The following is a 17,436-nucleotide window of genomic DNA, read 5'->3' as shown; positions in this document are numbered from 1 at the left end:
GTAAACTGGGGCGAATGCACCACTCCACTGCGCCCGAGGCCGACCGCGACTCCTTCGTACGGGTAAGGGGCGCCCGGGAGCACAATCTGCGCGGCGTCGACGTGGACGTCCCGCGCGACGCGCTGACCGTGTTCACCGGGGTCTCCGGCTCCGGGAAGAGCTCCCTGGCCTTCGGCACGCTCTACGCCGAGGCCCAGCGCCGGTACTTCGAGTCGGTGGCCCCGTACGCCCGCCGCCTGATCCACCAGATCGGCGCCCCGAAGGTGGACTCGGTCACCGGTCTACCGCCGGCCGTTTCGCTGGAGCAGCGGCGCTCCTCCCCCGGCTCGCGGTCCTCGGTCGGGACGGTGACGCTGCTGTCGAACTCCCTGCGCATGCTGTACTCCCGCGCCGGAACCTATCCGCCGGGTGCCGAACGGCTCGACTCCGACGCCTTCTCCCCCAACACAGCCGCCGGCGCCTGTCCTTCCTGTCACGGTCTCGGCAGCATCCACCGCACCAGCCAGGAACTCCTGGTGCCGGATCCGGGGCTGTCGATCCGTCAGGGCGCCATCGCCGCCTGGCCGGGAGCGTGGCAGGGCAAGAACCTGCGGGACGTCCTGGAGGTGCTCGGGTACGACGTGGACGCGCCCTGGCGGGAGTTGGCGGCGAAGGACCGCGAGTGGATCCTGTTCACCGAGGAGCATCCGGTGGTCACGGTGCATCCGGTGCGCGACGCGGACCGGATCCAACGGCCTTACCAGGGAACGTACATGAGCGCCCACCGCTACGTCATGCGGACCTTCTCGGACAGCAAGAGCGCCACCCTGCGGGCCCGCGCGGAGCGGTTCCTGGTCGATTCCCCGTGCCCGGTGTGCCAGGGGCGGCGGCTGCGGCCGGATGCGCTGGCCGTGACGTACGCGGGCCGTACGATCGCGGAGCTGGCGGCGCTGCCGCTGACCGCGCTGGACGGCGTACTGGCCACCGCGCCCCCGGACGGGGAGGCGGCCCGGGTGCTCGCGCAGGACCTGCGGTCGCGGATCGGGCCGGTCATGGAGCTCGGGCTCGGCTATCTGAGCCTGGACCGGACCGCGCCGACGCTGTCGGCGGGCGAGCTGCAGCGGCTCAGGCTGGCGACGCAGCTGCGGTCCGGGCTGTTCGGGGTGGTGTACGTGCTGGACGAGCCGTCGGCGGGGCTGCACCCGGCCGACACCGAGGCGCTGCTCGGCGTACTGGACCGGCTGAAGGCCGCGGGGAACACGGTGTTCGTGGTGGAACACCACCTGGATGTGGTGCGGCACGCGGACTGGCTGGTGGAGGTGGGCCCGCTGGCCGGCGAGCACGGCGGGCGGGTGCTCTACAGCGGGCCGCCGCAGGGGCTGGCCGGTGTGGCGGGGTCGGCGACGGCACGTCACCTGTTCGCCGCCGGCGGGGAGGAGCCCCGGCGGCGGGTGCGCGGGGCGAACGGCTGCGTCCGGCTCACCGGTGTCGACCGGCACAACCTGAGGGGTGTGGACGCGGAGTTCCCGCTCGGGGTGTTCACGGCCGTGACGGGGGTGTCGGGGTCGGGCAAGTCCACGCTGGTGGGCCAGGTGCTCGCCCGGGAGGTCGGGGAACGGCTCGCGGATCCGGGGTTCCCGGTGCGGCGGCTGGTGGAGGTGGACCAGAAGCCGATCGGGCGGACCCCACGGTCCAACCTGGCCACGTACACGGGGCTGTTCGACGTGGTGCGCAAGCTGTTCACGGCGGCGCCGCAGGCGCGGGCGCGTGGCTGGAAGGCGGGCCGGTTCTCCTTCAACGTGCCGGGCGGCCGGTGCGAGACCTGCCAGGGCGAGGGGTTCGTGTCGGTGGAGCTGCTGTTCTTGCCGAGCACGTACGCCCCGTGCCCGGAGTGCGCTGGGGCCCGGTACAACACCGAGACCCTCGCCGTGACCTACGAGGGGCTGAACATCGCGCAGGTGCTGGCCCTGACGGTGGAGTCCGCGGCCGCCTTCTTCGCTCAGGTCCCGGCGGCGGCGCGCAGCCTGCGGGCGCTGGAGGACATCGGGCTGGGCTATCTGCGACTGGGGCAGCCGGCCACCGAACTTTCGGGCGGCGAGGCGCAGCGGATCAAGCTGGCGACGGAGCTCCAGCGCCAGCGCCGCGACCACACCCTGTACGTGCTGGACGAGCCGACGACCGGGTTGCATCCGGCCGATGTGCGGGTGCTGCTGCGGCAGCTGCACGGGCTGGTGGACGCCGGGCACTCGGTGGTGGTCGTGGAGCACGACATGGAGGTGGTGGCGGGCGCGGACTGGGTGGTCGACCTGGGTCCGGGCGGCGGCGCGGACGGTGGCCGGATCGTCGCGGCGGGCACGCCGGCGCAGGTCGCGGCGGCCGGCGCGGGCCGGACGGCGGCCCATCTCGCGCGGGCGCTGGGCCGGCCGTAACACCTGTCGTCCGCGGCGCCCGTCGTGCGGGGCGAGAGCGAGGGGGAGGGGCTACGCGTCGCCCGGGAGCAGCTGCTGCGGGAGCTCGCGGAAGGTCCACCGGCCCTGTCGGCGGGTGAACATCCACACCAGGTCGTAGCGGTCGGGCCAGGCGGCGGGGACGCCGAGCACCTGGTGGGCGCCCAGGGCGCGGATCAGGCGGGGGGCGCCGGCCCGGTCCCAGCAGACGAGTACGGGCGAGGGGGCGGCGAGCGCGGCGCGGGCCAGGGCCTCCTCGGCGCCGACGGCGAACTCTCCGCGCACGCGGGTGCGCAGGGCGGCGGTCAGCGGCTCGACCGTCTGGCGGCAGCGGGCGGGCGCTCCGGCCGGGCCGCCGGCCGCGAAGACGACCGCGGGACGGGGCAGCGTCGAACCGCCGGCGGGCGGGAAGAGGCGGTGCAGTTCCTCGGCCCGGCGGCGGCCGCGCCCGGCGAGGGACCCGAGGTCCTCGTTGCCGTCGGCGTCCTCGCCCGTGTCCCCGGCGTACGGCTGCTCCGCATGCCGGATGAGCATGACCAGAGCGTCCTTCGGCGTGGGCTGCGGTCCGTGGCCCGCGGCGGCGAACGGGTCCTCCGCGGAGCAGCCGGCCACCGCGAGCGGGGCGAGGGCGGCGGCCGCCAGGAGGGTGCGGCGGCGCGGTCCGGACCCGGCGGGGGCTTGTGGCATGGTGCCCACTGTTCCCCACCCGCCGGGCGCCCGCGGGGCGCGGCGCGGCGTACCGCCGTCACGAGCGCCCGGTCGGCCGATCGGATCAGCCGATCGGCCGAGGCTCCTCGTACGGCCCGCGCGTCTCGTGGGGCCCGCACGTCTCGTAAGGGGAGGGCACCGGGAAGTACGCCTCCAGGAAGGCGCTGACGGCGCGCTGCTGCTCCCGGGGGGACAGTCCGGGGGCGGCGTCGTCGTCGGCGAGGCAGAACGCGTCGGCCCGGCGGTCGGCCGCGAGGCCGGGCAGCCGCGCGATCTCCTCGGTCCGGCCGGTGCTGACGTACGCGTGGCGCAGTTCGCCTTCGACGGCGCGGCCGTCGGCGAGGGCCAGGTGGGAGGCGAGGGTGACGGGGGCGAGGTCGTCGGCGCTGCGGAACACCGAGCGGCTGGTGGTGGCGAGCCGGCCGGGCAGCCGCTCCTCGACGTGGGCGAAGAGGGAGCGGCTGAGCGGGTACGGGGTGTGGGCCAGGATGTGCGGGTAGGTGCGGCCGACGGCCTGTTCCACCGCGTGGCGGGTGGCCTTTTGGGAGGCGGTGAAGACGTCGTCGTCATCGGCGCCGGGCGCGCTGGGGGCCACGGCCCGCTGGTCGTGGAAGACCTTGGGCAGGCCGGAGGAGAGGAAGTAGTTCTGCGGGCGCTGGGGGCGGCCGAGGAAGATGTCGTCATTGAAGTACAGGAAGTGCTCGGCGAGGCCGGGGATGCGGTGGAGCTGGCTCTCGATGGCGTGGGAGTTGAACACGGGGAGGCCGGTGGGGTCGGCGAACAGCTCGCGGTGGCCGACGACGGTGACCTGGGGGTGGTCGGTGGCGAGCCAGGGCGGGGTCTGGTCGTCGGTGACGATGAAGACGCGGCGGATCCAGGGCGCGTGGGCGGCGATGGAGCGCAGGCAGTAGCGGAGTTCCCCGCGGTCGCGATAGCGGTTCTCCGCATGGTCGACGAGGGCGCGGTCACCGGTGTCGGCCTCGGCCGCGGCGGCGCGGTTCCGGCGGCGGCGCCAGGCGGGGTCGGAGGCGTCGACCCAGGTGATCACGGCGTCGACGGGGAAGTCGATGTCGTCGGGGAAGCGACCCGCGAAGGCGTCTACGACGGGGTGGTCGCGGCCGTCGACGCGGGTGGTGGAGGTGGCTCGGAGAGTGGGCACCCACCAGCCGTACGGGGTTTCGCGCAGTCCGGCGATCGCACCGGTGCCCGACTCGGCGGCTTCCCAGAACTCCAGGTCGCAGCCGGTTTCGGGGCCGTAGGCCAGGGTCCGGCCGGAGGTGACGGCCGGCTGGAAGAGACGGATGCCCTTGGTCTTCGGGTGGGGGCCGTCGACGGGCCCGCACTCCCGGGCCGCGACCGTTTCGGGGAGTGCTTCGGCGAGGACCTCCTCGGTGTCTTCGCCGTCGCCGAGGAGGCGGGCGTACACCGGGAGCCCGACGAAGGCCGCGGCGCAGGCCTTCAGCGCGGCCGCGCGGTCCTCCGGGGCGATGGCCACCCGGTGCCGGAGACCACCGTCGGGGACCAGTCCGTACGGGACGGCGGCCGCCCGAAGGGCCTGCGCGACAACCGTCAGATTGGCGTCCCGGGCGGCGGCGGGCAGCAGGTCGTCACGGACCCGGGCGAGCCGGCCGCGGTGGCGGACCAGGCCCGGCAGTGTCTGCAGCAGCTCGTCCTCACGGGCCCGGCCGGGCGGGGGCGGCGGCTGGCTCCCGCTCGCGGTGATGCGCTCCCGCTGGGCGGCGTCCGGCTGTTTCGGTACGCCGCCGGGCCTGCGCAGCGTCCGTACGATCCGGCGCAGGCCGACGGGAAGGGGGAGACGGGACAGGCCCTGCATATACGACCTCACGAGACGGCGCCGGTATGCGGCACCCGAGGATGCGGGCGGCACCCGGCGTGGGGGGGTGTGGCGCCGTCCGGCGGGCAGGGGCGGATGCCTCGTTCACTCCCACCTTTCCCTTCGTTCATTTTTCACGCAAGGGCTTGGAGTCCGTTCATCCCCGTCTCACAGGCACTTCTCAGCTTCCTCCCTTCCCCCGGACCGCTCGCAGCCACTCGCGGTTCATGGCGGCGATGGACGGCAGCGGGATGCCCTTGGGGCAGGCCGTGGCGCACTCGCCGGTGAGGGTGCAGCCGCCGAATCCCTCGTCGTCCATCGTGGCCACCATGTCGAGCACGCGGGTCTCCCGCTCCGGCGAGCCCTGCGGGAGCACGTTGAGGTGGTTGATCTTGGCGGAGGTGAAGAGCATCGCGGAGCCGTTGGGGCAGGCCGCCACGCAGGCCCCGCAGCCTATGCACTCGGCGTGCTCGAAGGCGGAGTCGGCGTCGGCCTTGGGCACGGCGGTGGCGTGGGCCTCGGGGGCCGAGCCGGTCGGGGCGGTGATGTAGCCGCCGGCCTGGATGATCCGGTCGAAGGCGCCGCGGTCCACGACGAGGTCCTTGACCACCGGGAAGGCGGCGGCCCGCCAGGGCTCGACGTCGATGGTGTCGCCGTCGGCGAAGGACCGCATGTGCAGCTGGCACGTGGTGGTGCGCTCGGGACCGTGGGCGTCGCCGTTGATCACGAGGCTGCACGCGCCGCAGATGCCCTCGCGGCAGTCGTGGTCGAAGGCGACCGGGTCCTCGCCGCGCAGGATGAGGTCCTCGTTGAGGGTGTCGAGCATCTCCAGGAACGACATGTCGCGTGAGATGCCGTCGACTTCGTAGGTGACCATGGCGCCGGGGGTGGAGGGGTTCTGCTGGCGCCAGACGCGCAGGTTGAGCCTCATGCGTAGCTCCGCTGGGTGGGGTGGACGTACTCGAAGACGAGGTCTTCCTTGTGCAGGACGGGGGCAGCGCCGGTGCCGCGGTACTCCCAGGCGGCGGCGTAGCCGAACTCCTCGTCGCGGCGGGCGGCCTCGCCGTCCGGGGTCTGGGACTCCTCGCGGAAGTGGCCGCCGCAGGACTCGGCGCGGTGCAGGGCGTCGAGGCACATCAGCTCGGCGAGCTCCAGGTAGTCGACGATGCGGTTGGCCTTCTCCAGGGACTGGTTGAACTCCTCGCCCCTGCCCGGAACCTTGATCCGCTTCCAGAACTCCTCGCGGATCTGCGGGATCCGGTCCAGCGCCTTGCGCAGGCCCTCCTCGGTGCGGGACATGCCGCAGTACTCCCACATGAGCTCGCCGATCTCGCGGTGGAAGGAGTCGGGGGTGCGGTCGCCGTCGACGGCGAGCAGTTGGGCGAGGCAGTCGCGGGTCTCGCGGACCGCGGCCGCGGCCTCGGGGTGGGTGTCGTCGACCGCTTCCCGGTGGGGGTGGCGGGCCAGGTAGTCGTTGATGGTGGAGGGGAGCACGAAGTAGCCGTCGCCGAGGCCCTGCATCAGGGCGGAGGCGCCGAGCCGGTTGGCCCCGTGGTCGGAGAAGTTGGCCTCGCCGATCGCGAAGAGGCCGGGGACGGTGGTCTGGAGGTCGTAGTCGACCCACAGGCCGCCCATGGTGTAGTGCACGGCGGGGTAGATCCGCATGGGGACCTCGTACGGGTTCTCCGCGGTGATCCGCTCGTACATCTCGAAGAGGTTGCCGTACTTCTCTGCGACCTCGTCCCGGCCCATGCGACGGACGGCGTCGGCGAAGTCGAGGTACACGCCCTGGCCGCCGGGGCCGACGCCGCGGCCCTCGTCGCAGACGTTCTTCGCGGCGCGGGAGGCGATGTCGCGGGGCACGAGGTTGCCGAAGGAGGGGTAGATCCGCTCCAGGTAGTAATCGCGCTCCGCCTCGGGGATCTCGGCGGCGGGGCGGGTGTCGCCCTTGGCCTTGGGCACCCAGATCCGGCCGTCGTTGCGCAGGGACTCGCTCATCAGGGTGAGCTTGGACTGGTGGTCGCCCGTGCGCGGGATGCAGGTGGGGTGGATCTGCGTGAAGCAGGGGTTGGCGAAGTGCGCGCCGCGCCGGTGCGCCCGCCAGACGGCGGTCGCGTTGGAGTTCATGGCGTTGGTGGAGAGGTAGAAGACGTTGCCGTAGCCGCCGGAGGCGAGGACCACGGCGTCGGCGTAGTACGTGTCGATGCGGCCGGTGATCAGGTCGCGGGCGACGATGCCGCGGGCCACGCCGTCCACCGTGATCAGGTCGAGCATCTCGGTGCGGGCGTGCATCTCGACGTTGCCGGCGGCGATCTGTCGGGACAGTGCCTGGTAGGCGCCGAGGAGGAGCTGCTGGCCCGTCTGGCCGCGGGCGTAGAACGTGCGGGAGACCTGGACGCCGCCGAAGGAACGGGTGTCGAGGAGGCCGCCGTACTCGCGGGCGAAGGGGACGCCCTGGGCCACGCACTGGTCGATGATCTCGACGGATATCTGGGCGAGGCGGTGGACGTTGGACTCGCGGGCGCGGAAGTCGCCGCCCTTGACGGTGTCGTAGAAGAGGCGGTGCACCGAGTCGCCGTCGTTGCGGTAGTTCTTGGCGGCGTTGATCCCGCCCTGGGCGGCGATGGAGTGGGCTCGGCGCGGGGAGTCGGAGAAGCAGAACTGGACCACGTGGTAGCCCTGTTCGGCGAGGGTGGCGCCGGCCGCGCCGCCCGCCAGGCCGGTGCCGACGACGATCACGGTGTGCTTGCGGCGGTTGGCCGGGTTGACGAGCTTGGCCTCGAAGCGGCGGCGGTCCCAGCGCTCGGCGATGGGGCCGGTGGGGGCCTTGGTGTCGGCGATCGGCTCGCCGGTGGTGTAGTCGGCGTACGCGGTGTGGGCGGTGTGGGCCGCGGGGTCGGTGTTCACGGTCAGCTCACCACTCCGGTCATGACGGCGACGGGCACGGACACGAAGCCCGCGAAGAGGACGAGGGCGAGGGCGTTGGCCAGGAACTTCAGCGTCCGCTCGCGGCGGGCATTTCCCGCGCCGAGGGTCTGGGCGGCGCTCCAGAAGCCGTGGCGGACGTGGAGGCCGAGGGCGGCCATCGCGACGATGTAGACGGTGTTGCCGTACCAGGTGGAGAAGGTCGCGAGGACGTTCTCGTAGGGGTGGCCGGCCCACGCGCGTTCGTTGACGGTGAGCGTGGTGAGGTCGAGAAGGTGCCAGACGATGAACAGGGCGAGGATGATCCCGCCCCAGCGCATGGTGCGGGTGGCGTAGCTCGCGCGGCGGCGCTTGTGGGCGTACTTCACCGGGCGCGCCTTGATGTCGCGGCGGCTGAGCTGGTAGGCGCACACCGCGTGGGCGACGACTGCGGCGACCAGGACCACCCGGACGATCCACAGGGCCCACTCGTGGTGCAGGAATGGCGTGCCGAGGGTGCGCAGCCAGTGGGCGTAGCCGTTGAACTCGTCCGCCCCGAAGAAGATCTTGAGGTTGCCGAGCATGTGCACGACGAGGTAGCCGAGCATGATCAGCCCGGACACCGCCATCACGGACTTCTTGCCGACGGTGGAGTCCCAGAGCGTGCGCGTGGTGGACGGTCGTCGGCCCGTCCGCGTTGCCAGAGCCATGCCATCGACGGTAAAGACCAAAGTCCCGAGAGGTCCAAGACATGATGCTGCTGATCTCGATAGGCACTTCCTATGTAGGGCCCTATTCTGGTGCCATGCAGTTCCAGCAGCTCCTGTACTTCGTGGCCGTCGCCGAGACCCACCACTTCACCCGGGCCGCGGAACGCGTGCACGTCGCCCAGCCGTCGCTCTCGCAGCAGATCAAGGCGCTCGAACGGGAGCTGGGCGCAGAGCTGTTCAGCCGCGCGCGGGGCAACATCGCGCTCACCGATGCGGGTGAGGCGCTACTGCCGCTGGCCCGGCGCATCCTGGCGGACGCGGACACCGCGCGGCTGGAGGTCCAGGAACTGGCACAGCTGCGGCGCGGGCGGGTCCGGCTGGGGGCGACGCCGAGCGTGTGCACGGGCCTGCTGCCGGACGTGCTGCGCGCCTTCCACACCGCGCATCCGGGGATCGAGCTGCTGATCGAGGAGAGCGGTTCGCTGGATCTCGTACGGGAGCTCGCGCGCGGGGCCTTGGACCTGGCCCTGATCGCGCTGCCGCTACCGCCCTCGGCTCCGGCGCTGACCACGGTGGAGCTGCTGACGGAGGACCTCGTGGTGGTCTCCTCCGCGGAGCTGCCGCCTCCGGCGGGCGGTGGCCCGCTCACGGTGTCGGCCCTGCGCGATGAGCCGATGGTGATGTTCCGCCACGGATACGACCTGCGGGACCTGACGGTGGCCGCCTGCCGGGCGGAGGGGTTCGAGCCGGTGTTCACGGTGGAGGGCGGGGAAATGGACGCGGTCCTGGGCTTCGTCCGCGCGGGGCTCGGCGTGGCGGTGGTCCCGGCGATGGTGGTCGACCACGGCGGACCGGGGCTGCGCGCCACCCCGCTGGCGGGCTCGCCGCTGCGCCGCACGATCGCGCTGGCCCACCGCACGGACGTCGCTCCCCCGCGCGCGGCTCGTGAACTGAAGCGCATCCTGCTGGGCTGAACCGGACGCCCGAACGACGCGCCGCGCCGCCCCGTGGGACGGCGTCAGGCCCCGGCTATGGGAAGGGCCCTGTCGAGCCCGTCGGCCAGCATCGCGAAGGCCAGGTCGGCGTCGGCCACGGCGGCCGGGTGGGCGTCGTCGGCGCTCTGGCCGGAGTCCAGGCGCCGCCAGTTCTCCCGGCCCAACTCATGCCGGACCGCCACCAGGTGCGTCGCCGCCAGCCGGGCGGCGAGCGGCAGGACGGACTGTGCTTCGAGTACGGCGGCCAACAGTTCCACCTCGCGGTCGGTGTAGTGGCCGAGCCGGGTCTCCAGGCTGGCGGTGGTGTACAGGAGCCGCTGGTACGCGAGCACTCCCGGGTGGTCGCACAGCCCCGTGATCGGGTCCCGTTCGGCGAGGGCTCCGAGGAAGTGCGCGTGAACCGCGCCCACCGCCGTCTGCCCGGCGGGCCGGTCGCGCACGATGCGCGCCGCCTCGTCCTGATGGTCGGCGAAGCGGTCGAGCACCAGGTCCTCCTTGCTCGGGAAGTACCGGAACAGGGTGGGCTTGGAGACCTCGGCCGCGGCGGCGACGTCCGCCACCGACACGGCATCGAAGCCCCGCTCCAGGAAGAGTTCCAGCGCCGTGGCGGCCAGCCGGCCGCGCGTACGGAGCTTCTTGTTCTCGCGCAGACCCGTCGTGTTCTCCATACCGCGAGCGTACCACGAATTCGTGACTCAGTCATTTTCTTAACCGGGTTGCTTTTTCTCGGGGGAGGCGCTTTCCTTGAGGCAACGACGAGGAGAGGACATCCGATGACGGACGTACTGATCGTGGGCTCCGGCCCCACTGGACTGACCCTGGCCTGCGACCTCGCCCTGCGCGGAGCCGCCGTCCGGGTCATCGACCAGCGCACCGCACCGCACCGCGAATCCCGCGGCAAGGGCCTCCGGCAGAGCAGTCTGGAGATCTTCGAGAAGCTGGGCGTGGCCGAGTCCCTGATCGGCATCGGCAATGAGGCAGTGGTCCTGCGCAAGTACTTCGACGGAGCGCCCATCAACGACACCCCCACGGACGGCACCGGGCTGCTGATAGGGCAGTGGCAGACCGAGGAGGCACTGCGCGAGCGGCTCGCCGGGCTGGGCGTGGCGGTCGAGTACGGAGCCCAGCTCGCCGGAATCACCCAGGACGCGGCCGAGGTCCGGGCGGAGCTGGCCGACGGCACCGTGATCGCGGCCCGCTACCTCGCCGGGTGTGACGGCGGGCGCAGCGCCACCCGCAAGCTCCTCGCCATCCCCTTCGAGGGGAGCACGGAGGAGGAGCCCGCGATGGTCATCGGGGACGTCCGGGCTCCCGGGCTCAGCCGGGAGTTCTGGCACCAGTGGTTCACTTCGGAAGGCGGCGGGATCATGCTCTGCCCGATGCCGGGGACGGACTCCTTCCAGCTGCAGGCCGCGCCCGAGCACGATGAACACGGCGAACCGGTGCCGCCCTCGCTGGAGAGCTTCCAGCGGCTGTTCGACCGGTGCGCCCGGATGCCCGAGATCCAGCTCGAAGACCCCACCTGGCTCTCGACCTGGCGGGTCAACGTGCGCGTGGCCGCACGGATGCGGGAGGGCCGGGCCTTCCTCGCCGGGGATGCCGCGCACGTCCACCCCATAGCCGGCGGGCTCGGAATGAACACCGGCATCGAGGACGCCACCGCCCTGGCGCGGACCCTCGCCACCGCCCTCGGCGGGGAGGCCGGGGAGGAGGTGCTCGACGCCTACCAGGCGGAGCGGCTTCCGGTGGTCACCGAGGTGGTGGCCGACACGGCGCGGCGGTACGAACGGGTCGTGGCGGCCGTCCGGACCCCCGGCCGGGGTACGGAGGCGGGGATGGAGTGACCGGCACCGCAGCCATCACCCGGCACCGCAGCCATCGCCTGCCAGCGCGGCCATCGGGGCCTCCCCCGGTCACCCGCCGAAGCTCGGGCGCCGGGTCGGGCTCGGGTTCGGCGCGGGCTCCGGGTCCGGCCCTTGATCCGGAGCGAGCCCCCCGGCGGCGGCCGGACGGGCGGGCCTCAGGAAGGCGTGGGCACGGCGTCCGACAGCGAGAGGGCGTGGATGCGGTCGGGGGCGCCGGGGCGGGCGTAGTACCAGCCCTGGGCGGTGTCGCAGCCGAGGTCGCGCAGCTGAGCGGCCTGGGCTCCGGTCTCCACTCCCTCGACGGTGACGGCGAGTTCGAGGCTGTGGGCCAGGGCGACGATGCCTTCCACGATCTTGACGTCGACCGGGTTGGCGGGCTGCTGCTGCATCCCCTTGGTGAAGGAGCGGTCCAGCTTCAGGACACTGACGGGGAGGCGGCGCAGGTTCGCCAGGTTCGAGTAGCCCGTGCCGAAGTCGTCGAGCGCGATGTCCACGCCGAGGGCGGCGAGCCGGCGCAGGGGTTCCAGGAGTTCGTCGTCGGCGCCGATCAGGGCCGATTCGGTGACCTCCAGGCACAGGGCGCCCGGGGCCAGGCCCGAGTTCTCCAGGACCGCGACGGTGTCGGCGACCAGGCCTGGGTGGTGGAGTTGGGTCGGCGAGAGGTTGACGTTGATCCGCAGGGCCGAGCCGCCGTGCTGGCGCTGCCAGTTGCGGGCCTGGCGGACGGCCTCCTCCAGGACCCAGCGGCCGAGCGGCACGATCAGCCCGGTCCGTTCGGCAAGCGGGATGAAGCGGTCCGGCCCGAGGACCCCGTACTGCGGGTGCGACCAGCGGACGAGGGCCTCCGCGCCGTGGACGCTGCCGTCGTGCATGTGGACCAGCGGCTGGTACTCGATGAAGAACTCGCCGCGCTCCAGCGCCGCCGGGAGGGCGTTGGTCAGGCCGTGCCGGGTGATGGCCCGGGCGTCGGCCTCGGCGTCGGCGAACTCGAAGCGGTTGCCGCCGGCCGCCTTGGCCCGGTACATGGTGATATCGGCGCTGCGCAGCACCTCCGCCGGGGTGCGCTCGCGGGCCGGGCCCTCCACGATGCCGATGCTGCCGCGGACCGACAGCTCACGGCCCTCGATCCGGATGGGCGCCGAGAGGGCGGACAGGATCCGGACAGCCAGTTCGGTCACCTTCTCCTCGGTGTCCGAGCCGGTGGTCAGCGCCACGAACTCGTCGCCGCCGAGTCGTGCGACGACCTCGCCGGGGCCCGTCGCGCAGCTCTGCAGCCGGTCGGCGACCTCCACCAGGAGCCGGTCGCCCGCCGAGTGGCCGAGGCTGTCGTTGACCGCCTTGAAGCCGTCGAGGTCCAGGTAGCAGAGGCCGAAGCGGCTGCCGCCGGCGCCACTCAGGGCCTTCTCCAGGCGTTCGAAGAACAGCGTCCGGTTCGGCAGCCCGGTCAGGGCGTCATGGGTGGCCTCGTAGCGCAGGCGCAGGTTCAGCAGCCGGCGCTCGGTGGTGTCCTCCATCAGGGCCAGCTGGTACTGGGGCACGCCTTCGGCGTCGCGCAGCAGCGACACCGTCAGGTTGGTCCACAGCACGGTCCCGTCGTGGCGGTAGTACGGCTTCTCCACGCGGTAGCTCTCGCGTTCGCCACGGACGAGTTCGCCGTACATCCGCCAGACGTGCGGGGCGTCGTCGGGGTGGCCCCACTCGCTGACGTTGCGGCCCCGGACGTGTCCGCGCATTCCGCCGAACATCTGCAGCAGTGCGTCGTTGACCTCCAGGACGTTGCCTTCGAGGTCGGCGATGCCGATGCCGACGGCCGCGCCCTCGAAGACCGCCCGGAAGCGCTCCTCGCTCGCGTGCAGGGCCTGCTGGGCGTCGATGCGGGCGGTCAGCGCGGAGCGGGCGATGGCCTCCTGCTCCCGCAGGGTGCGCTCGCGCAGGGCGCGGGCGAATCCGGCCGCGATCCCGTGCTGGAGGCGGGCGCAGCGCGAGCGGTACTCCTCGGTGCCCTCCACGCCGACGCCGTCGGGGCCGCAGTAGAGGACGAGGTACGACTCGACCACGCCGAGCGTGCCGGCCAGTGCCTCGGGGTCGGTGCAGTGCACGGCGACGAGTTCGGCCCCCACCCGCTGGGCGACGCCCGCGTCGAAGGGCCTGGCGTGCAGGGCCTCGGCGAGGGTCCGGGCGAGCGGTATCAGGTGCTGTTCGAACTCGACGCGGGTCAGCGAGGTCGCGGTGACGGGGAAGATCGCCCGCCCCCAGATGGTCGCGAAGCGCCCGATCCGGTCTTCCAGTCCGCTCCGCAGCGCGGCAGGACCCGCCGACGGGCCCGCCGGTGCCGGCGGGCCCGTGAGCGGGGCCGGGGGCTCCGCTCCCTGCGCGGGCCCTGCGTTCTTCGGGGTCGGTGTGCCGGAGGGCACCGCGGCCGGGGATCTCACGCCTTGCGTCCCACTCCGCCGAAGCCCGAGAAGGCGTACGGGTCCTCGGGCGCGTCCGCGTCCTCCGGGTCCTCGGTTCCCTCGGGCTGCCACAGGGGCATGGACACCACGCCGGGTTCGACGAGCTCGAACCCGTCGAAGAAGCTGGTGATCTGTTCTCCGCTGCGCATCACGAGCGGGTTGCGGATGTCCCGATAGACGCCGACGGTTCCGGACGCGACCTCCGGGGAGAGGGGGATCCCCTCGTAGGAGGCGTGCGTGAGCACCAGGAGGCTGCCGGGGGCCAGCGCGTCGCGCAGCTCGGCGACGGCGGCGTAGGGGTCGTCCGCGTCCTCCAGGAAGTGCAGGACGGCGACGAGCAACAGGGCGACGGGGCGTTCCAGGTCGAGCAGCTGCGCGACCTCCGGGCTGGCGAGGATGTCCTGCGGCTTGCGCAGGTCGGCGGCGACGATGCCGGTGCGGTCGTCGCCGGCGAGGACGGCGCGGCTGTGTGCGACGGCCACCGGGTCGTGGTCCACGTAGACGACGCGGGCGTCGGGGCTGGCGGCCCGGGCGATCTCGTGGACGTTGCCGAAGGTGGGGATGCCGGAGCCGATGTCGAGGAACTGGGTGACCCCCTGGGCCACGGCGTAGCGGACGGCGCGGCGCATGAAGGCCCGGTTGGCCTGCATGATCTTGGGAAGGCCCGGCAGGAACTCCATGGCGCGGCGGGCGGCCTGGCGGTCGACCTCGAAGTTGTGGGAGCCGCCCAGGTAGTAGTCGTAGATGCGGGACACGCTCGGCACCGATATGTCGATACCTGGCGGGGCCCAGGCGGGGCGCTCCATCGGGGTCTCCAAGCCGTAGTCCTGCGGGGTCCGTCCGGGGTCGGACGCCTGTCCGAGCCGAATGTACTGATCATTGCCCAACGGAGCGAGCAAAAGCGGAAATTGGTGATCCGTTCTTCATCACACACCAAAGGCCTCCTCGGCCCCTCGCGCAGCGAATGACCGAAACCGACAAGTCGCTTTTGAGAATGTGCATGTATATGACCGGACTGGCCTATTCCGTGGCTCAAACCTCTACGGTCTCCGCTCCATCCGTTCAGGCGAACCGCAGCCGAGCTCCGCGTGCGCGGGCGCACGTGAGCCCATGCTCCCCGGGTGAACAGAGCCTGTACCAGACGCCTGCTGGTGGTCCCGGTGCTGCTGTGGGCGGCGCTGTCCGCCACGCCGGCCGTGGCTGATAGCTGCGCCTACGCGACGATCGACACCGGGGACGGCACGGCCGCCGTCGGACTGGTCGCGGTCGCCGGAAGCGGGGCCGCCGCGAGCGGCCGGGGTGGCGGACATCACGGCGACGGGCACGGCGACGGGCACGGAAACGGCCCCGGCGGCCACCACGGCGACGGCGGCCACAGCGGCCACCACTGCCCACCTCCGCCGCCTCCCCCGCCGTGCCCGCCGATACCGACCCCCACCCCGACGCCGACGCCGACGCCTCAACCGACCCCGAAACCCACTCCGACACCCGCACCGGTGCCCCCACCCCCGCCGGCCCCGAAGCCCACGCCACCGCCGCCACCGCCAGCCCCGCAGCCGAAGCCCGAGCCCCCCGCGCCGGCCCCGCCGAGGCCGGTGGCCGCCCCGCAGCTTCGAGTGCAGGCGCCGCCCCCGGTGGAGACACCGCCCGCCCCGCCGCCGAAGAAGCCGGTGGCCAGGCCCGCCTACCGCACGGCGGCGGCCAAGAAGGTCGAGCACCACATCTCACCGGTGACCTTCACCTTGATGACCGCGGCTCCCGCGGTGCTCGCGATCGTCGCGCTGCGCCCGCGCTAGACCCGCCCCGCACACCACCTTCGTGACCGATTGGGAGTCATCTTGTCGGAATGGCTCGTCCTGTCCCTCGCGATGGCAGCGGCCTGCGCCGTGGTGCTGTCCATCGCCTTCTTCAACCACCGGCGGATCAGCGAGAACGACGATCCCAACGAGACCCCGGACGTCATCGAGTACATGACGATGATGATCGGGGTGATCTACGCGATCGTGCTGGGCCTGGCGATCGCCGGCGTCTGGGAGGGCCGCGGGGCCGCCCAGGAGTACGTGCGTCAGGAGGCGCAGGCCCTGCACGAGATCAGCGTCCGCTCCGAGGTCTACCCGGCCGAGGTGCGCAAGAAGATCCGCTCCGACGTCGACGCGTACGTGACGTACGTGGTGGACACGGAGTGGCAGGAGATGGCCGACCACGGCGATCTCACCGACCACAGCGGGGAGCTGCTGGAGCGCATCCGCCGGGACGTCACGGACTACGAGCCGCAGACCGACCACGAGGGGCAGGCTTACCAGCCGCTGGTGGACCAGGTCGCGGTGGTCGACGACGCCCGCAGCGCACGCGGCTCCAGTGCCGGGGCCACCATGCCGGGGGTGGTGTGGTTCGGGCTGATCGTCGGCGCCCTGGTGACCGTGGGTCTGATCTTCACCCTGCAGATCAGGCGGTCGTTCCGCGAGATGCTGCTGGCGGGCCTGTTCAGTGCCCTCATCGCGTTCCTGCTGTTCCTGATCTGGGACTTCGACGCGCCGTTCGGGCGGGGCATCGCGGCAACCGCCGAGCCCTTCCTCGCGCAGTTCCCGCATCTGCCGCTCGGCGGCTGAGGCTCCGGCCGGGCCCGGCGAGCGCGCGGCCAAACCGGGGACGGGCCTCCCGTCCCCGGTTCGGCCCACGCCCGTGCCCCATTCGCCCGTTCCTGATCGCGGGTCACGACGCCCGGACCTAGCGTGGCGGACATCGAGGCGCACGACCCCCCACGTGCGGAAACCGTTCCGCGGCTGCTCCTCGGGGATCCGGAGAATCAACCATGGGTGCGATACGTACCAACGCCACAGCCCTGCTGAGCGCCGGCGCCACGGGTGCCGTACTCACGCTCGGCGTCCTCGGCGCGCCCTCCGCGACCGCGGCCGAGGCCCAGCCCGTCACCTCGTTCGGCTTCGCCATCACACCGTCGACGGTCGCCCCGGGCGGCCAGACGGTGCTCTCCGTCAGCGGCTGCAATGCCGCCTACGCCACCGCCTCCTCCGGGGTCTTCGACACCGTGAGCATCGCCCGCGGCCAGACCGCCCGGGTGACCGTGGACCGCGACGCCCGTCGCGGAGCCGTGTACTCCGTCTCCTTCACCTGCAACGGGGAGACCGGTTCGGCGGACCTCACCATCACCGGCGGCACCTCCCGGCCGACCACCAGTTCCACCTCCGCGTCGACCAGCAGGTCGGCAGCCTCCCAAGGTGCCTCCCTCGGTGTCCGCGGCGGTCTGGGCGGCAGCGTGGCCGGGATGGATTCCCGGGAGCTCGGCGCGGGCGCCGCGCTCTTCCTCGCGGCCGCGGGCGGTACGGCGTACGCACTGCGCCGCCGCGCCTCCACGCGCAGCCACTGACCGCCGTCCACGCGCCTCCTCGCCTTCCCGCGACCGTCCTGCGCGGCGGACACCCCCCAACGGGCACCGACCGCCGGTCGCCCCGGATCCCGGCAGGGATTCGGGGCGACCGGCGTTTCCCGGGCTGCGCAGCGCTGAGACCGGGGAGGCCTGCCG

14 protein-coding genes are annotated in these 17,436 nt (G+C 72.6%); 6 read left to right on the top strand and 8 right to left on the bottom strand.

Annotated elements, in window-relative coordinates; all coding sequences use genetic code 11:
- The first annotated feature begins 14 nt into the window (after positions 1-14).
- Positions 15-2,408 (top strand): ABC transporter, encoded by a 2,394-nt coding sequence (locus OHA65_RS32930; RefSeq protein WP_405763040.1) that lies wholly within the window; start codon positions 15-17, stop codon positions 2,406-2,408.
- A 51-nt stretch (positions 2,409-2,459) separates the two neighbouring features.
- On the opposite strand, the gene OHA65_RS32925 is transcribed toward OHA65_RS32930, so the two are convergent.
- The 5 genes from OHA65_RS32925 to OHA65_RS32905 all read right to left on the bottom strand — a co-directional run bounded on the left by OHA65_RS32925 (position 2,460) and on the right by OHA65_RS32905 (position 8,582).
- Entirely contained in the window at positions 2,460-3,113 is a 654-nt protein-coding gene (locus OHA65_RS32925) for a hypothetical protein (RefSeq protein WP_327279777.1), read from the bottom strand.
- A gap of 85 nt (positions 3,114-3,198) precedes the next feature.
- Positions 3,199-4,968, bottom strand: a complete 1,770-nt coding sequence (locus tag OHA65_RS32920) for a Stealth CR1 domain-containing protein (RefSeq protein WP_405758000.1) — start codon at positions 4,966-4,968, stop codon at positions 3,199-3,201.
- Positions 4,969-5,149: 181 nt separating this feature from the next.
- Positions 5,150-5,899, bottom strand: coding sequence for a succinate dehydrogenase/fumarate reductase iron-sulfur subunit (locus OHA65_RS32915; RefSeq protein ID WP_405757997.1), 750 nt, complete (start codon positions 5,897-5,899; stop codon positions 5,150-5,152).
- Positions 5,896-7,875 (bottom strand): fumarate reductase/succinate dehydrogenase flavoprotein subunit, encoded by a 1,980-nt coding sequence (locus tag OHA65_RS32910; protein ID WP_327279774.1) that lies wholly within the window; start codon positions 7,873-7,875, stop codon positions 5,896-5,898. Before OHA65_RS32910 ends, OHA65_RS32915 begins: the two co-directional genes overlap by 4 nt.
- Positions 7,876-7,877: 2 nt before the next feature.
- The gene (locus tag OHA65_RS32905; RefSeq protein WP_327279773.1) at positions 7,878-8,582 is read right to left on the bottom strand and encodes a succinate dehydrogenase; all 705 of its coding nucleotides are present in this window, start codon (positions 8,580-8,582) and stop codon (positions 7,878-7,880) included.
- Between the two features lie 95 nt (positions 8,583-8,677).
- On the opposite strand from OHA65_RS32905, the gene OHA65_RS32900 reads away from it, so the two are divergent.
- Positions 8,678-9,556 (top strand): LysR substrate-binding domain-containing protein, encoded by an 879-nt coding sequence (locus OHA65_RS32900; protein ID WP_327279772.1) that lies wholly within the window; start codon positions 8,678-8,680, stop codon positions 9,554-9,556.
- Between the two features lie 44 nt (positions 9,557-9,600).
- Here the strand turns inward: OHA65_RS32900 and OHA65_RS32895 are convergent, their stop codons facing one another.
- On the bottom strand, positions 9,601-10,245 hold the full coding sequence (locus tag OHA65_RS32895; RefSeq protein ID WP_327279771.1) for a TetR family transcriptional regulator: 645 nt from the start codon (positions 10,243-10,245) through the stop codon (positions 9,601-9,603).
- Positions 10,246-10,350: 105 nt separating this feature from the next.
- Between OHA65_RS32895 and OHA65_RS32890 the strand changes: the two genes are divergently transcribed.
- Positions 10,351-11,421 (top strand): FAD-dependent monooxygenase, encoded by a 1,071-nt coding sequence (locus tag OHA65_RS32890; protein WP_405763037.1) that lies wholly within the window; start codon positions 10,351-10,353, stop codon positions 11,419-11,421.
- A 176-nt stretch (positions 11,422-11,597) separates the two neighbouring features.
- Here the strand turns inward: OHA65_RS32890 and OHA65_RS32885 are convergent, their stop codons facing one another.
- Positions 11,598-13,742: an EAL domain-containing protein gene (locus tag OHA65_RS32885; RefSeq protein WP_327285876.1), complete on the bottom strand. Its 2,145-nt coding sequence runs from the start codon at positions 13,740-13,742 to the stop codon at positions 11,598-11,600.
- Between the two features lie 128 nt (positions 13,743-13,870).
- On the bottom strand, positions 13,871-14,701 hold the full coding sequence (locus OHA65_RS32880; protein WP_327285875.1) for an SAM-dependent methyltransferase: 831 nt from the start codon (positions 14,699-14,701) through the stop codon (positions 13,871-13,873).
- An 828-nt stretch (positions 14,702-15,529) separates the two neighbouring features.
- On the opposite strand from OHA65_RS32880, the gene OHA65_RS32875 reads away from it, so the two are divergent.
- The 3 genes from OHA65_RS32875 (at position 15,530) to OHA65_RS32865 (ending at position 17,280) form a co-directional block, all read left to right on the top strand.
- The gene (locus OHA65_RS32875) at positions 15,530-15,691 is read left to right on the top strand and encodes a hypothetical protein (RefSeq protein ID WP_327279769.1); all 162 of its coding nucleotides are present in this window, start codon (positions 15,530-15,532) and stop codon (positions 15,689-15,691) included.
- A 42-nt stretch (positions 15,692-15,733) separates the two neighbouring features.
- Positions 15,734-16,504 (top strand): hypothetical protein, encoded by a 771-nt coding sequence (locus OHA65_RS32870; RefSeq protein WP_327279768.1) that lies wholly within the window; start codon positions 15,734-15,736, stop codon positions 16,502-16,504.
- A gap of 203 nt (positions 16,505-16,707) precedes the next feature.
- Positions 16,708-17,280 (top strand): hypothetical protein, encoded by a 573-nt coding sequence (locus OHA65_RS32865; protein ID WP_329315304.1) that lies wholly within the window; start codon positions 16,708-16,710, stop codon positions 17,278-17,280.
- Positions 17,281-17,436 lie beyond the last annotated feature (156 nt).

This window comes from Streptomyces sp. NBC_00045, assembly GCF_045041095.1.
Taxonomy (GTDB): Bacteria; Actinomycetota; Actinomycetes; order Streptomycetales; family Streptomycetaceae; genus Streptomyces.
The sequence above is the reverse complement of the archived record's forward strand: the minus strand, read 5'-3'. Positions and strand labels throughout refer to the sequence as shown.

Excerpts from the sequence above, each read along its gene's own strand:
- OHA65_RS32880 (WP_327285875.1), bottom strand. The coding sequence starts at position 14,701 with ATGGAGCGCCCCGCCTGGGCCCCGCCAGGTATCGACATATCGGTGCCG.
- OHA65_RS32895 (WP_327279771.1), bottom strand. The coding sequence starts at position 10,245 with ATGGAGAACACGACGGGTCTGCGCGAGAACAAGAAGCTCCGTACGCGC.
- OHA65_RS32915 (WP_405757997.1), bottom strand. The coding sequence starts at position 5,899 with ATGAGGCTCAACCTGCGCGTCTGGCGCCAGCAGAACCCCTCCACCCCC.
- OHA65_RS32890 (WP_405763037.1), top strand. The coding sequence starts at position 10,351 with ATGACGGACGTACTGATCGTGGGCTCCGGCCCCACTGGACTGACCCTG.
- OHA65_RS32905 (WP_327279773.1), bottom strand. The coding sequence starts at position 8,582 with ATGGCTCTGGCAACGCGGACGGGCCGACGACCGTCCACCACGCGCACG.
- OHA65_RS32925 (WP_327279777.1), bottom strand. The coding sequence starts at position 3,113 with ATGCCACAAGCCCCCGCCGGGTCCGGACCGCGCCGCCGCACCCTCCTG.
- OHA65_RS32900 (WP_327279772.1), top strand. The coding sequence starts at position 8,678 with ATGCAGTTCCAGCAGCTCCTGTACTTCGTGGCCGTCGCCGAGACCCAC.
- OHA65_RS32920 (WP_405758000.1), bottom strand. The coding sequence starts at position 4,968 with ATGCAGGGCCTGTCCCGTCTCCCCCTTCCCGTCGGCCTGCGCCGGATC.
- OHA65_RS32865 (WP_329315304.1), top strand. The coding sequence starts at position 16,708 with ATGGGTGCGATACGTACCAACGCCACAGCCCTGCTGAGCGCCGGCGCC.
- OHA65_RS32930 (WP_405763040.1), top strand. The coding sequence starts at position 15 with ATGCACCACTCCACTGCGCCCGAGGCCGACCGCGACTCCTTCGTACGG.